Consider the following 255-nt stretch of genomic DNA (forward strand, 5'->3'; position numbering starts at 1 on the left):
AGCATTGGCACGATAGTCATTTCAAGGCTTGCGTATAACCGTGAGAAGTCAGCGTGGTTATGGCTGGGTAACAGTCACCAACATCCAGCACATGCCCGCGAGCGGTGTAATGGTCAATGACGATAGCCTCACCCACCTTCCCTTTTTTTGGCGCTATTGCAATTAACTGAGACCAGAATTCAGGCACTTGGTAGTCGCTGTCGCCGTATTTGACTGTTTTCATCTGATCAATATGATCCGCAGCCACACGATTTC

At 48.6% G+C, this 255-nt stretch carries 1 pseudogene; it reads right to left on the bottom strand.

Going from position 1 to position 255, the window contains the following annotated elements:
• Positions 1-16: 16 nt before the first annotated feature.
• A pseudogene (locus ALO43_RS15555) lies at positions 17-255 on the bottom strand (hypothetical protein); the annotation flags it as partial.

This window comes from Pseudomonas tremae (assembly GCF_001401155.1).
GTDB classification, from domain to species: domain Bacteria; phylum Pseudomonadota; class Gammaproteobacteria; order Pseudomonadales; family Pseudomonadaceae; genus Aquipseudomonas; species Aquipseudomonas tremae.